16 protein-coding genes and 1 tRNA gene are annotated in these 13,489 nt (G+C 71.1%); 3 read left to right on the top strand and 14 right to left on the bottom strand.

The features are described from left to right. The first annotated feature begins 108 nt into the window (after positions 1–108). Positions 109–675 (top strand): SMI1/KNR4 family protein, encoded by a 567-nt coding sequence (locus ACFYMM_RS03280; protein WP_388383236.1) that lies wholly within the window; start codon positions 109–111, stop codon positions 673–675. Between the two features lie 18 nt (positions 676–693). On the opposite strand, the gene ACFYMM_RS03275 is transcribed toward ACFYMM_RS03280, so the two are convergent. After that, complete coding sequence (locus ACFYMM_RS03275; RefSeq protein WP_388383234.1) at positions 694–1,938, bottom strand: APC family permease; 1,245 nt, start codon at positions 1,936–1,938, stop codon at positions 694–696. A gap of 154 nt (positions 1,939–2,092) precedes the next feature. Here ACFYMM_RS03275 and ACFYMM_RS03270 point away from each other — a divergent pair, with 154 nt between their 5' ends. Beyond that, on the top strand, positions 2,093–2,359 hold the full coding sequence (locus ACFYMM_RS03270) for a GlsB/YeaQ/YmgE family stress response membrane protein (RefSeq protein WP_388383232.1): 267 nt from the start codon (positions 2,093–2,095) through the stop codon (positions 2,357–2,359). Between the two features lie 104 nt (positions 2,360–2,463). Here ACFYMM_RS03270 and ACFYMM_RS03265 read toward each other — a convergent pair whose 3' ends face one another. Then, a complete protein-coding gene (locus tag ACFYMM_RS03265) occupies positions 2,464–2,952 on the bottom strand; it encodes a YajQ family cyclic di-GMP-binding protein (RefSeq protein ID WP_338896567.1) in 489 nt (162 codons plus the stop codon). A gap of 226 nt (positions 2,953–3,178) precedes the next feature. On the opposite strand from ACFYMM_RS03265, the gene ACFYMM_RS03260 reads away from it, so the two are divergent. Next, positions 3,179–3,260: transfer RNA gene (locus tag ACFYMM_RS03260), tRNA-Tyr, on the top strand. A 175-nt stretch (positions 3,261–3,435) separates the two neighbouring features. On the opposite strand, the gene ACFYMM_RS03255 is transcribed toward ACFYMM_RS03260, so the two are convergent. The 12 genes from ACFYMM_RS03255 to ACFYMM_RS03200 form a co-directional block, all read right to left on the bottom strand. Further along, positions 3,436–4,815: a tyrosine-type recombinase/integrase gene (locus tag ACFYMM_RS03255; protein ID WP_388383230.1), complete on the bottom strand. Its 1,380-nt coding sequence runs from the start codon at positions 4,813–4,815 to the stop codon at positions 3,436–3,438. 62 nt (positions 4,816–4,877) lie between these two features. Continuing rightward, positions 4,878–5,063, bottom strand: a complete 186-nt coding sequence (locus tag ACFYMM_RS03250) for a helix-turn-helix transcriptional regulator (RefSeq protein WP_388383228.1) — start codon at positions 5,061–5,063, stop codon at positions 4,878–4,880. A 191-nt stretch (positions 5,064–5,254) separates the two neighbouring features. Beyond that, positions 5,255–6,403: a DUF3631 domain-containing protein gene (locus ACFYMM_RS03245; RefSeq protein ID WP_388383226.1), complete on the bottom strand. Its 1,149-nt coding sequence runs from the start codon at positions 6,401–6,403 to the stop codon at positions 5,255–5,257. Continuing rightward, on the bottom strand, positions 6,400–6,753 hold the full coding sequence (locus ACFYMM_RS03240) for a hypothetical protein (protein WP_388383224.1): 354 nt from the start codon (positions 6,751–6,753) through the stop codon (positions 6,400–6,402). The genes ACFYMM_RS03245 and ACFYMM_RS03240 overlap by 4 nt, the downstream gene beginning before the upstream one ends. Further along, positions 6,750–7,652 carry a bifunctional DNA primase/polymerase gene (locus tag ACFYMM_RS03235; RefSeq protein WP_388383222.1) on the bottom strand — a complete coding sequence of 301 codons (903 nt, stop codon included), beginning with the start codon at positions 7,650–7,652 and terminating at the stop codon, positions 6,750–6,752. Before ACFYMM_RS03235 ends, ACFYMM_RS03240 begins: the two co-directional genes overlap by 4 nt. Before the next feature lie 85 nt (positions 7,653–7,737). Next, a complete protein-coding gene (locus ACFYMM_RS03230; protein WP_388383220.1) occupies positions 7,738–8,196 on the bottom strand; it encodes a hypothetical protein in 459 nt (152 codons plus the stop codon). Between the two features lie 169 nt (positions 8,197–8,365). Further along, positions 8,366–10,414, bottom strand: a complete 2,049-nt coding sequence (gene traB / locus ACFYMM_RS03225) for a plasmid transfer protein TraB (protein WP_388383218.1) — start codon at positions 10,412–10,414, stop codon at positions 8,366–8,368. 12 nt (positions 10,415–10,426) lie between these two features. Continuing rightward, on the bottom strand, positions 10,427–11,017 hold the full coding sequence (traA, locus tag ACFYMM_RS03220) for a plasmid transfer protein TraA (RefSeq protein ID WP_388383216.1): 591 nt from the start codon (positions 11,015–11,017) through the stop codon (positions 10,427–10,429). Between the two features lie 17 nt (positions 11,018–11,034). Continuing rightward, positions 11,035–11,529: a hypothetical protein gene (locus ACFYMM_RS03215; protein WP_388383215.1), complete on the bottom strand. Its 495-nt coding sequence runs from the start codon at positions 11,527–11,529 to the stop codon at positions 11,035–11,037. 23 nt (positions 11,530–11,552) lie between these two features. Next, positions 11,553–11,933 carry an RRQRL motif-containing zinc-binding protein gene (locus tag ACFYMM_RS03210; RefSeq protein WP_388383213.1) on the bottom strand — a complete coding sequence of 127 codons (381 nt, stop codon included), beginning with the start codon at positions 11,931–11,933 and terminating at the stop codon, positions 11,553–11,555. Further along, positions 11,933–12,940, bottom strand: coding sequence for a DUF2637 domain-containing protein (locus ACFYMM_RS03205; RefSeq protein ID WP_388383211.1), 1,008 nt, complete (start codon positions 12,938–12,940; stop codon positions 11,933–11,935). The genes ACFYMM_RS03210 and ACFYMM_RS03205 overlap by 1 nt, the downstream gene beginning before the upstream one ends. Beyond that, positions 12,937–13,200 (bottom strand): DUF6284 family protein, encoded by a 264-nt coding sequence (locus ACFYMM_RS03200; protein ID WP_388383210.1) that lies wholly within the window; start codon positions 13,198–13,200, stop codon positions 12,937–12,939. The genes ACFYMM_RS03205 and ACFYMM_RS03200 overlap by 4 nt, the downstream gene beginning before the upstream one ends. Between the last annotated feature and the right edge of the window lie 289 nt (positions 13,201–13,489).

Here is a 13,489-nt window from a genome sequence, read left to right as displayed (position 1 = left end):
CCGACTGACGGAACGTCATGGGCGACGGCATCACCCAGGGTTTTCCACAGGTGCGCGGTTGTCCACAGGGCCGCCCCGGCTGTCAGTGGCGGCCTGCATCATGAAGCCATGACCGACATCGAGCAACTGCTGACACGGGTGGCGGAGCAGGCCCGCAACCTCCGTCCGTGGGGCTGGCCTTCCCTTCCCCAGCCCGTCGACACGGCCGCGCTCGAACGAGCCGAGGCCGCCCTGGGCTTCCCCCTGCCACCCCTCCTCGCCGCGCTCTACCTGCGGATAGGAGACGGCGGCTTCGGCCCCTCCTACGGTCTGCTGCCCCTGCTCGACAGCCCGCCCTCCGGCGAACCGGCGGCCGTCGCCCAGTACCTGGCCAACCGGGAGCACTCCCTCAAGAACCCCGACTGGCCCTGGCCGGAGGACGTCCTGCCGATCTCCCACTGGGGCTGCGGAATGTACGCGTGCGTGGACTGCCGCAGCCCGCGGGCCACCGTCCTGCTCTACGAGCCCAACGCCGACCGGGCCGACGACGCCTGGTACCTGGACGCCCCCGACCTCACCGACTGGCTCCACGCCTGGCTCGACGGCACGGGCTGGTACGAAGAGGCCAACGACGGCATGGACCTCGCCCCCTGGAGCGACTTCCGGATACGTACGGCCCCGGCACAGGCGCTCTGACGGCGAGCCGCGAGCGCCCTACCGCGCTCCCCGCAGCCGCCGCACGCCGTACGCCGCCGCCCCCGCCGCCAGCACCCCGGCCCCCACGGCCACCGAGACCACCGGCAGTGCGAAGGCCAGCGTCGCGCAGCCCAGCACCCCAACCACCGGCACCACACGCGCGATCGGAGCACGACTCAGCGTCCAGGCCGAGGCGTTGGCCACCGCGTAGTAGGCCAGCACACCGAAAGAGGAGAAGCCGATGGCCCCCCGTACGTCCACCGTCGCCGCCAGCACGGCGACCACCGCGCCCACGGCCAGTTCCGCCCGGTGCGGCACCTGGAAACGCGGATGTACGGCGGCCAGCGCGCCGGGCAGATGGCGGTCGCGGGCCATGGCGAGCGTCGTCCGCGACACACCCAGGATCAGGGCGAGCAGCGAGCCCAGTGCCGCAACCGCCGCTCCCACCCGCACCACGGGCGCCAGCCCCGGCACCCCGGCCGCCCGCACCGCCTCGGCCAGCGGTGCCGCGGCACGGCCCAGACCCGCCGAGCCGAGCACGGACAGGACGGCCACGGCCACGCACGCGTACACCACCAACGCGATACCCAGGGCCAGCGGGATGGCGCGGGGGATGGTGCGCGCCGGATCCCGCACCTCCTCACCCAGGGTGGCTATGCGCGCGTACCCGGCGAAGGCGAAGAACAGCAGACCGGCAGCCTGAAGCGCCCCGCCCACGCCCGAGGACAGCCCGAGGTCCAGGCGCCCGGCGTCCGCCCGTCCGGAGGACAGGCACACCACCACCACGGAGACGAGGACAGTCAGCACCACGGCCACGATCAGCCGCGTCAGCCACGCCGACTTTTGGATGCCGCCGTAGTTCACGGCGGTCAGCGCCAGCACGGCCGCGACCGCCACCGCGTGCGCCTGCGCCGGCCAGACGTAGGCGCCCACGGTGAGCGCCATCGCCGCGCACGAGGCGGTCTTGCCGACGACGAACGCCCAGCCCGCGAGGTATCCCCAGAAGGCGCCGAGCCGCTCCCGCCCGTACACGTAGGTGCCGCCCGAGGCCGGGTACCGGGCGGCCAGCCGGGCCGAGGACATGGCGTTGCAGTAGGCCACCACGGCCGCGACGGCCAGCCCCGGCAGGAGCCCCGAGCCGGCCGCACGAGCAGCGGGGCCCAGCGCGGAGAAGACGCCGGCCCCGATCATCGAGCCGAGGCCGACGACGACGGCGTCCCGCACCCCCAGGGTGCGTCGCAGGCCGGTGTCCGGAAGTGTCATGGGGCGACCCTATGGGCGGCCGCAACCGCGCGGTGGACCTGGGGCGTCCTGTTCATCAACAGAGCACGAACACGCGCGCGGTGCACAGTCGGACCAGGCGGAAATCACAGCGCCCAGACGGTGCGAACACAGCGCGGAAGGGCAGGTTCACGGCATGAGCATCATCGGTTGGATCATCCTGGGACTGTTGGCCGGAGCCATCGCCAAACTCCTGCTGCCGGGGCGTGACCCGGGCGGCTTCATCGGCACGACCCTCATCGGCGTCGCGGGCGCGTTCATCGGGGGCTGGATCTCGGCCCGCTGGCTGGACCACCCGATCAGCAAGCACTTCTACGACGGCGCGACCTGGGCTGCCGCGATAGGCGGCTCGCTGGTCCTCCTGGTCGTCTACCGCATCCTGTTCGGGAACTCGCGCGACTGACCCAGGACAGCAGAGCCGCCGGACGAGGTGAGGGCGGCCACCCCCGCGGGCGACCGCCCTCACCTCGTGATCCCCGGCTCTCGTCCGGCTCTCGACGCTCCCGATTACCGGTAGTTCACGAACTGCACCGCGAAGTCGAAGTCCTTGCCCTTCAGCAGGGCGATCACGGCCTGCAGGTCGTCGCGGCTCTTGGAGCTGACGCGCAGCTCGTCGCCCTGGACCTGGGCCTTCACGCCCTTCGGGCCCTCGTCACGGATGATCTTCGCCACCTTCTTCGCGTTCTCCTGGGAGATGCCCTCCTCGATCGACGCGAAGATCTTGTACTCCTTGCCGGAGAGCTGGGGCTCGCCTGCGTCCAGAGCCTTCAGCGAGATGCCGCGCTTGATCAGCTTGGACTGGAAGACGTCGAGGACCGCCTTGACCCGCTCCTCGGAGTTCGCCTCCATCAGGATCTTCTCGCCGGACCACGAGATGGAGGCACCCACGCCCTTGAAGTCGTAGCGCTGGGAGATCTCCTTGGCGGCCTGGTTGAGGGCGTTGTCGACCTCCTGCCGCTCGACCTTCGAGACGATGTCGAAACTGGAGTCGGCCATGTCCTGTGGCTCCTTGTATCCGGGTGCGTGATCGGATGCGTGTCGGCGTGCGCGGCGGCGGCCGCCGAGCCCGGCATGACACCGGGCCGCATCCGCACCAGCCTAGCCACCCCACGACCCCCGGGTGGCGATCAATCGGGTGGCGAAGCACCCCCGGGCATCGGGTATTGTTTACGTCGTTGCCAGGGAGCACCGCCGAAAAGCGGGACTACCTGCATCACCCCCCGGCGGTGTGCCCGAGCGGCCAAAGGGAGCAGACTGTAAATCTGCCGGCTTCGCCTTCCCAGGTTCGAATCCTGGCGCCGCCACTTTGGGGATGACCCCCTCTGAACAGGTTCTTAGCCTGGTCAGAGGGGGTTTTCATTTGCTCGGCGCCGTTCGAATCAGCGTGGACGAGACGCGGACGTGTCTCACCTCGTACCGCCCATATCCCACTGTTGATCAGTGCGTGTCCCCCAGGTGTCCCCCGGGGGGAGAGCTTGATCACTCCGGCTCGTTCCACTCCCGAAGGGCTGCATCGATCCGGCTGTTCGCCCGCTCCCGCGTCTGGTCGAGCACCTTGGCGTACACCTTGTGCAGTACCGCGATGCTGTGGCCGGCGCGGCGGGCGCACTCCATCGCGTCCACCCCGGAACTGAGCCAGAACGACACCCCGGCGTGTCGGAGGTCGTAGGGACGACGGGCCAGCAGTGAGGCGGTTTCTGCCTCGCTCAGCACGTCCTTCCGGGCCTTCGCCCACACCTCCCCATAGCCGGTCTCCTGTAGCAGGCCGCCACGGTTCGTCCGGAAGAGTCGGCCATCGGGTGCCGTGCCGTGCGTGGCGATGTGCTCCCGCAGGAGGCGCACGAAGTGCGGGGGGATCGGCACCGGACGGGAGTCCTTCTTGGCGCGGGCCTTGAGGTGGCGCGTCTCATGCGCCGTTCCGTCGTCGGTCCAGCTCCGTCCGGCCCGGACGACTCCTTGCCGCAGGGTGAGCATCCCCCACCCCGTCTCCGGTAGGTGGCACTGGCTCACGCGCAGTCCGGCGGCCTCGGCTGGCCGCATGGCCGCGTAGTACAGGCACCCGAAGAACGCTTCCAGGTGCCGCCCGCGCGGGCCCTGCTCCCGTACCCCTGCCAGCAGCGCGCGGACCTGGCGGGGGTTGGCGACGCTTTCGGGGTCGACCGCTTCCACCGACTTCGGGGCGGTCCACTTCACGGCCGTGATCGGGTTGACCGGCATGGTGAAGTACTGCTCTTCCACGGCGAGCCCGAGAACGTCACTCAGGCAGGCCCGCTTGCGCTTCGCGGTGCGCGGCGACGCCTCTTTCCCGTCCAGCCGCAGGGAGAGCGCGTCGAGGGCCAGCCGGACGGTCGCGGGGTCCTCCATCGCGGAGACCGGCAGGGAGTGCTTGGAGATCCAGGCAAGGGCGTGGGCCACATCGTCCGGCGCGGTCAGGTCCCAGCGGTTCCGGTTGTACGCCCACCCGTACAGCGCGCGTCGCATAAGCGCGGTGTCGGGCATCCCCGTCTTCGTCTTCACGAGTGCGGGGGTGATGGTCGCCAGCGCATCGGCGTAGTTCTTCCGCGACTTTGCCGGGGCCAGCGCCCACTTGCGGTCGACGTAGGAGCGGCTGTGCTCGTACCACGTGATGGAGCCCTGCTTGGCGCGCAACTCGGAGACCGGCAGGCCCGTCTCCTCGTCGAACTGGTCGCCGCGCCGTACGGCGGACATCAGTTCCGAGCGGCGCCCCTCGGCCTGAACCTTGAGCGTGTAGCTCTTGGAGTGCTTGCGCTCCCCGACGAGCCAGCGCAGACGGTAGGGCTTCGGGCGATCCTTGCGGACCTCGATGGAGTAGAGGCGGACGTCGTAGGTCAGTGCCATATGAACTCCAGAGGGGCCCGCCGGAAGCGGGCCCCTCGTGTCTCGGGTGTTCGGGGAGGTGGTCAGGCAGCGTCTTCCATGGACGCCCACCAGGCGTCGAGGTCACTGCGTCGGCAACGGAGCTGCCCGTTCGGCAACTTGATGAGCTTGGGGGCCTTGCCCCGGGCGCGCATGCGGTAGAAGGCGGCGCGGCTCATCTTGATCTCGGTGAGGACTTCGCGGAGTTCGAGCTTCTCGGTGCTGGCCAAGACGGCGACTCCTTCTCGGGGTGAGAGCCGGGGGCCCGTCGGCCCCCTTCTGAGGGGCGCTACCTCCGCTACCGCCGCTACCGCGCAGGTCAGGGGCCTGTTCGAGGTAGCGGGAAGGGGTAGCGGTAGCGGATGGGTAGCGGCGGGGTAGCGGCTCCGGATGCCGGTTGCCGCTACCCCGTTGGTGCAGGTCAGGCCACGTTTTCCGTGCCGGGTAGCGGAGGTAGCGGACTTTGCGGGGGTGGAGGGAGGTACCGGTCCCACGCGTCGTGCAGATCGGTGGCGTAGTAGCCCTTGAGGACGCTCCCGGCGGTCTTGATGTTGCGGGAGGTGATCGGCTCGTTGTCCGCCGTCATGTACTCCGCGAGCATCTTCGACAGGCGCCGGTTGTCCAGCGGCTTGCCGTGGAGGTCGGCCCAGGGGGCGTCGTCGAGGGCGTTGAGCCGGTCGAGGATGGCGACGGTGGGCAGGCGGTCGATGCCGACCAGGACGTGGTCGCGCAGGTCGGCCAGCAGTCGAACCCCCAGGCTGCCCTTGTCGTTGGCCTTGGACGCGGTCACTAGAGTCACGCAGGCCTCGCGCGCCCGTCGGGGCCACTCCCCGCCAGCCGCGTCCGCAATGGCAAGCAGGGGCTCCCACACGTCCGCCGGCCGGTCGGCGACCCCCTCGGGCATCTCCGGGAACACGTCGGTGACCTGCTCCTGCACCGTTTCAGCCCACTTGGCGAGACGGTCCCGGAGCTGGTTGCCCTCCTGCACGTGGATGCGGGTGCGCCACTGTTCGACCTTCTCGTTGCGGGCCCGGCGGCGCATGCGGATGATCACGGACCGGGTCATGATCGTGTCGGGCAGTGAGCCGAGTCCGGCGACCGCGACGGCGCAGTACGAGGGGAAGCCCTGTACTTGCTGGTTGGCGCCGTCTCCGACGCACCGGTACATCGGGCGCCCGCGGGTGTGGCCTGCGTTGATGAACCCGCGAAGCTGCTCGTTCTCTCCGGCCTTCGGGCCGAAGATGGTGTCGATCTCGTCGAACAGGATCGTGGGACGGCCGCCGTCGACTCCTGAGACGGAGCGGAACAGCGCGGCGGCGGAGGCGTCCACGGCCGCCATGGCGCGCGGCACGAGGGCCTCCACGACCTCCAGCGCCCGTGACTTGCCTGAGCCGGGTTCCGGGGAGAGGAAGGCGAGGCGGGGCGTGGAGTCGAACGCGTCGAGCAGGTGGGCGTGCGCGTCCCACAGCGTGACGGCGACGTAGGCGGCCTCGGTGGGGAAGACGTTGAAGCGGCGGTGGAAGGCTTCCACCTCGTCGAGCAGTGCGGCCCCGTCAATGGTGTCGGTCATGCGGCGGTCCTCCCTTCCTGGGGAGTGCGGAGCGGGCAGAGGTCGCGGTGGGTTTCGTGGTCGGTGATCAGGGCGAGCACCTTGCCGTGGCCGACGGCGCTGCGGTCCCTGCCGCACAGGCACGTCGAGGTGGCCGTGGGTACCGCGCCGCGCGGTGCGGTGATGCGCAGCCACGCGATGGGGTACCGGCCGTCGCCCTGCGGCGGGTCAGGACGAAGAGCTGAAGGGACGCCTTCGGCGACGACCCTTCGGGCGCCCACGGTCGCCTGAGGCGCGGCCCGTCCGGCGGCGTGCGGGCCGGTCGTTACGGTGGGTTGGCCTTCCAAGGGGAGGCGGGGTCGTGTGTTCATGCCGCATCCCGGGGCCGGGCCTTGCGGATGGACGCGTCCAGGGCGCTGCGGATCGTGGCGCGGCACTCCGCAGCGGTGAGTCCGTGCGCCTCCCCCGCCGCTTGGAAGGCCTCTTCCACCACGTGCCGGGGGACGTCGCCCCATGCGACGAAGCGCCCCACCTTGAAGGCGCACCGGTTGAGCGTGATGTTGCGCATCGACTCCGGCGCGGCAGTGACCGCAGCGCACTCGGCTTCCAGCGCGGCCACGGCGGCACGGGAGCCGCTGACCGCCGGGAGCCGCAGCGGTGCGGCTGGTTGTACGGGAGCCGGTTCGAGCAGCCGCAGCAGCCATACGGGCAGCGCCGCTACGGGGGAGTCGTTCACGGTCTCGTACGGTCCGGCGGCGGTGATGCTGCCTGCGGCGACGACGTAGCCGCCCCATGCCCGGGTGTCGACCAACGGGGCGAGGGTGCCTGCGGTGTTGGCGAGCCGTGCGCCGGACGGGGCGGCGAGGTAGAGGTGTTGTCCACCGCTCGCGGTCCGGGTCCGGTGGGTGTCGGGGACGGTGTGGCCGGCGCGCTCGCAGAGCGCCTCAAAGGTTGCCGCGCCGCTAGGCGCGTCCGAACTGCCCTTTTCTTTGGGCATGTCGAGGTCGACCACGACCAGCCCGGACGGGCCGGTGGCGATGCCGACGTTGAACGGGGCGCGGGACCAGGCGGCGCGGATGCGGTCCGGGTCGGTGGTGGCGCGCTGCTCCCACTTCCGGTGGCCGTGCGTGCATTCGCCGGCTCCGGTGCAGGCGGCCTCGCCGTGCAGGGCGGGGCGCTTGGCGCCAGGCCGGAGAGGGAAGACGTGCCAGCCGCGTGCGGCGGCGTCCAGTGCCGCGCGCAGCAGCGCGGAACGGGCGTCATGGGTCATGCTGGAGACCTCCAATAGGTCTGTTGCGGACTGGAGACCAGGGCGGCCCGGGACTTTGGCGAGAAGCGGGCCGCCCTAGGCGTAGCTAGCCGTGGAAGTGGCTGCGCTTGATGACGGCTTTGCGGATGTTGACCGTGGTCCCGCCCCCGCCGGAGTGGCTCGGGCCGAAGACCTGCACGGCGATCCATCCGCCGAAGATGACCGCGGCGAGGATGATGAGCTGGTGGATGAACGCGGCGAGTGCCGCGATGAACGAGGTGAGCAGGACCAGCCCGCCGCACACCGCGCCGAACCCGATGCCTCCGAGAGCGATGTTCACCGCGGCGCGGGAGACGGCCGGTCGGGATTCGGCCGGTGCCGGGAGCGGGGCGGGTGTGGGGGTGAGGGCGTAGCCGGTGATTACGCGGCCGTCGGGCAGCACGATGCTCTGCACGGCCGGTGGCGGCCCCGGCTGTGCCGGCTCCAGGGGTGCGGCGGGCGGGTACACGGTGATCGGCTCGGGGTGGTGGACTTCGACGGTTCCGGGGCGTTCGAGGTGAGTCACGGCGACTCCTTCGGGACGGCTGCGGGCCCGCGCGTGGGTGCGCGCGGCGGGCCCGCGGGTCGGGTGTCAGAGACGGGTGTCAGGGGTGTCACGCGGGGGGCGTCACGCGTTTCTGACACCGGGTTTGCCTAGGGGTTTGGGTGTCAGACGACCGTGACGGTGTCAGGCGTCAGGCGGCCGTCAGGGCGGGGACGATGCGCCACCGGCCGGTGGTGTTGGTCGGCTCCAGCCGGCCGTCGATGGCCGCGTCCTTGAGGCGGGCGGAGACCCACGGGCGTGAGAGGTTGTGCCGGTCGCACCAGTCGGTGAAGTCCTTCGGGCCGACGATCATGCGTCCCTCGCGCTCGAACTCCTCCAGTGCCTGAGCGAACAGCCGCCGGGCCTCCTCCGGGGAGGGCTTGCGGCCGGTGTCCTGGCCGAAGATCGGGGCATCGTCGCCCTGCTCCGGCTCGGGGAGTTCGGCTTCGGGGTCGATGTCCTGGTCCTCGGGGTCGACCAGCAGGCCGGCTTGCTCCATGTCGTCTTCTTCCTGCTCGACGGCCCGCAGCGCGGTCGGCTGCTCGGTGCCGGCCGTGGCACGGCCGGCGTAGGCGCGTCCGGCGACGCTGGCGGCGGCGCCGGCGGTGACGGGGTCGGCGGTGGCGCCGTTGCGCTGTGCCCAGGTGGCGAGCAGTTCCATGACCGGCACGGCCCGGTGGGTGAAGCGCCGAGTGCGGCCCGGGGAGGGGTAACGGTCCTCTGGGATGCCCGGAGAGACGACGTAGCAGTAGCCCGGGCGCCGGTTGCCCCACGCCCCGGGGTGGGCGCCAGCGGCCAGCACCTCATCCGGCAGCGAGAACCCCTCATCGCGGGCGTCGCAGCCCAGTGCGATCACGGATGGCAGGGAGGCGCGGGTGCTCGTGGACATCTGGTCGTAGGACGGCCGCTGAAGCGACACGATCAGCGAAATACCCGCCGACCGGGCCTCCTGAGCGATGCCCGTGAATGCGTCGTCACCCAGCGCGCGCAGGGTGTTGGCGGCCTCCTCGAACCAGGCCACCAGGAACGGCATCCCTTCGCAGCCACACGCCCGCCCGTCCGAGCGGCAGGTGTGCTCGGGGCTGTTCTGCTGCTGCGCCGCCGCGGGGACCCACTGCCGGTAGCCGTGGGCCCCCAGCCAGCGCGTACGCGCCGGGATGGCGGCCTCGACCGCGGCCACCATGACCTCCGTGGACGTGCCGCCCTCCGCTGCCCAGTCCAGCCCGGGGCGCAGGGTGGCGAAGTCCTGGAACGCCTTCGGGTCGGAGAACCACACGATGACGTCGCGGCGGGAGAGGACCTCTGTGAGCAGGTTCAGCGCGGCGTCGCCCTTGCCGGAGCCGGTACCGCCCGCGACCAGGACGTGGGTGGAGTTGCGGCCGGCGTCCGGGTCGCCCGGCAGCCAGATGACCAGCGCGGCACCGTCGTCGTAGCGGCCGATGACCAGCGGTTCGGCGATCGACCCTCCGAGGTTCGACGGGCCCGCCCATTCGACGACTTCGGCGAGCATGTCTTCCGGCACGATGACCAGTTCCCCGCGCCGGGCGGATCCAGGGTCCGGGGTGTAGCGGACAGCGGACGTCGGCAGATCCAGCGCAGAGGCGATATTGCTCAGGGCCTTGGTCATGTCGTCGTTGGTCTGCGTGCCGGCTTCCAGGGCGACCGGCGCGGTGACCCGGTTCGGCTCCACCTTCGCCGCACCGATCTGCGCCCGCGCGAGCCCGATCTTCTCCATCAGCCCCTTGTCGCTGCTTTCGCCGGCCGCGTCCGGGTTGTGCCGCAGAACCATCCGCACGTTCCACGACAGGGCGATGACGGGCCCGCCCATCAGGTACAGGTCGCCGATCGGCCCGGCGGTGGGTCCGGCGAGGCAGGCCGCGGTCAGCCAGGCGGAGCCCGCGGCCACGGTGATGGCTGAGTGCAAACGCCGCTGCTGGCTGGTGTTCTTGCCGATCAGCCAGGTGGCACCGGTCAGCGCCACCGATCCCAGCGTGAGGCCGACGGCCGCCCCGGCGCTGTCGGCCCACCGCAGGTGGCCCAGGACTCCGGCCAGGCCGGTACCGGCCCACCCTAGCCACGGCGGCAGGTGGGGCTTGGCCCGGTGGAGCAGATACTTGCCGACCCCGCCGGCGTCCGAGCCGCCCTGCAATTGGACTTCGAGCAGCTCGGCAAGCTGCTGCTGTGCGTTGCGCTCAGCCATCGGTGAGCCTCCTTACTGCTGGGCCCAGTTGATGACCGGCTGAGCCGGACGCCGGGCGCGGTGACGGACGCGGTTGATCTCTTCTTCGTACTCCTGCTGGAAGGTGGAGTAGGCGGCCGCGGCGTTCTTCGCGGCATCCCGCAACGCGTCGGCGGAGCGGCGCATCTTGCGGGCCACCTTGTTGGCGCGCACCCGGGAGCCGCCCATGCGGCCTTGAGGATCCGGTACCGCGGCCAGCACGCCCTTGAGGATCTCGGCCCCCATCGCGACCTCGATGGACAAGGTCACGGCGGCGGCGCGCAGGGTGTTGCAGTACTGCCGTACCTGCGCCGGGGAGCCGAACTCCGGGGCGGGAAGCAGGGACTCGCTCCGCGAGCCGCCACCATGGCCGCCGGACGACCCGGAGCCGTTCGTGGTCTTGTTGCCCGCGTTGACGTTGATCGTGAACCCGGGTGCGAACGAGGCGCCGAAGTTCTTGCTGTTCACCGCGCCCTTGGCGTAGGAGCCGTTGGCTCCGTCGATGTGCCGGGGGTGAGTGAACGGCTGGCTTGCCTGCCGGTTCGCGAAGTCGCGAACCTGCTTGGCGGATCCGTTGTCTGCCATTGAGTGATCTCCTCGGGTCAGCGGGAGCGGACGATGAGCCAAGCGGTCTGCGCGGTGAGCCAGGTCAGGAGCCAGATCAGCGGCAGCGGACCCGCGAGAGGCCCGAACCCGGCCGCGAGCGCGGCCCAGGTGACGGCAGCGGTGGCGAGCAGGGCCAGGCCCACCCGCCAGGCCGATGCGGCGGCCCGGGCGGGTCGGCGGAACTGGACGAAGCCGAGCCACAGCAGCGGGGCTGCGGCGACGGGGGCGAGCAGGAGGCCGGACCACCAGGCGAGGGCGTGCAGGATGGCAGTCAGCGGCCACGCCGCCAGGGCCAGGAAGGTGGGGGCGAGCGCGTGGCGGAAGCGCCACAGCGTCCGGCCCAGGAAGCCGAGTGCCTCGCGGGTCAGGCTCGGGTGCTCGGGGACGACGACCACGAACGGCTGGGAACGGCGCCCGCGCGAGCGCGGGATGTGGACGGTGTGGATGCCCGCGGCCGTCTTCAGGCCACGGGAACGGGTACGGCTGGACACAGCGAAACTCCCAGGTTGAAGGGTCAGGCGGCGCGCTGTTCTTCGGCGGCCAGACACAGGCCGCAGATGCCGTGCGAGGTGGGGATGCAGTAGCCAACGTCGAGCAGGCAGCGCGGGCAGGTACGGCGGGCGAGCATCGCCAAAGCGAGCGCGCCCCACTTCCGCGACGTCATCGGCCGGACCGGCTTGGCCAGGTCGAGCCGGTAGAGGAAGGCGACCCGGGCGCCGTGGCGACGGTTGAACACCATCACCTGTGCGGCGATCGGCTGACCGCCGGGCCGTAAGCCCCGAGCACGGAGCTGCCGGCGGGTGGCGTAGCCGTCCGGGGCCATGCGCCACGGGAAGGTCGGTATGCCGTAGCGGGCCCCGTTCGGGTCGAAGCACTTCGTGTAGGCCGTGGGCATCAGACCATCGCCCCGTCAGCCTCGAACGTCGGGTGGCCGGCGTCGCGGAACTCCTGGTAGCGGGTGGAGACCCAGCCCACCGACCAGCCGCACAGCTCGGCCGCGGACCGGACCGATAGGCCCGCCTCGAACGCGGCCTGGACCGTCGCGCGGGCCTGCTCCTCCGGGAGCTTCTCAGTCGCGGGCCCGGCGGCCAGCAGGGCGGCGCGCTCACGCTCGGCCCGAGCATGACGCTCGGCCCGTTCACGGCGTTCACGCTCCGCCCGCGCGGCCCGCTCCCGCTCGCGGCGCTCGGCCTCCTCGCGCTCAGCGCGTTCACGCTCCCGCTGCTGGTGTTCACGCTCGCGCTCGGCCCGTTCACGCTCGGCTCGCTCGGCCTCCTCACGGGCGGCGGCGCGCTCACGTTCCTCGCGGCGGGCCCGCTCGTCGCGCTCGGCCTGTTCACGGATCAGGCGGGCTTCGTGTTCACGCTGTTCACGCGCCAACAGCGCGGCGTGCTCGCGCTCCTCACGGGCCAGCCGCACGGCCTCCTCACGGCGCTCGGCAGCCGCCTGCTCGCGAGCTTCCCGCTGTGCCTGCTGCCGCTCCTCCACCGCGGCCACCGCCGCGGCGATCGCACGCCGGTAAGCAAGTCCCGCCTCAGCGGTGACGATCAGCAACAGCGGAGCGACCGCATGTACGGCCACGCCCACCAGGTCTTTTCGCAGCGCGGAGTCCGCAACGTTCAGAGCGAGGGTCATGCAGCCGGTCATCCAGCGCAGGACGATCGGCCAACTGCCGCCGTGTCCCCCGAGCAGAGCCAGTACGGCATCCAGGCGGACGACGATCAGCACAGCCGCATCCACCACGGTCGGCAGGATCGGCGCCGTCCACGCCCACTTGGCCGGCGTGTGCGCGGCGGCCAGCGGGGTGACGGTGAGGATCGAATAGAGCATGGCGCCCGCCACGATCAGCCACGTGCCGATGGACAACGCGCGCTCGGCTGAACGGATCTGAACGGCGTTCACGCCCCGACCCCCGCGGCCGTGACCGCGTGGTTGGTCAGCTCCACCCGCGCGGCCAGCGCCCGCCGACGGGCCCGGCGAAGGCGGCGCTCATCCAGCTCGGTCGGCGTGCGGTCGAGGGTGACGATGTACGCGTCCAACAGGTCGATGTCCGCGAGGATGACCGGCATCTCCCGGTCGATGGCGTCCAGCTCTGCATCCGTCGGCTCGTTCCAGTCGGCGAACGCGGTAACAGCTTCCTGAACAGTGACGATGTCGCTCATTGGGTCGTGTCCTCTCAAGGTGAACGGCCCGAACAGAGCCCCCGGAGTTGCAGCTCCGGGGGCTCACGCCGTTGAAGTCGGTAGATCCGGCTCCCCTCAGCGCTGCTCGTACGAGACGAGCAGCGGAGGCAACCGGCGCAGCTCAGAGCGCTGCGAAGTGGTTGAGGTCGCGCTGTACCGCGCACAGGAGCAGAACCTGCACGCGCCCGCCCTCTTGCTTGCGGAGGTGGGGCGGGACTCCCTCAGACACGCTGTTGAGTTCTCAAGGAACGACCAGCTCAGGGCCCCA

Source organism: Streptomyces sp. NPDC006739, assembly GCF_042869815.1.
Lineage (GTDB): Bacteria > Actinomycetota > Actinomycetes > Streptomycetales > Streptomycetaceae > Streptomyces.
The sequence above is the reverse complement of the archived record's forward strand: the minus strand, read 5'-3'. Positions and strand labels throughout refer to the sequence as shown.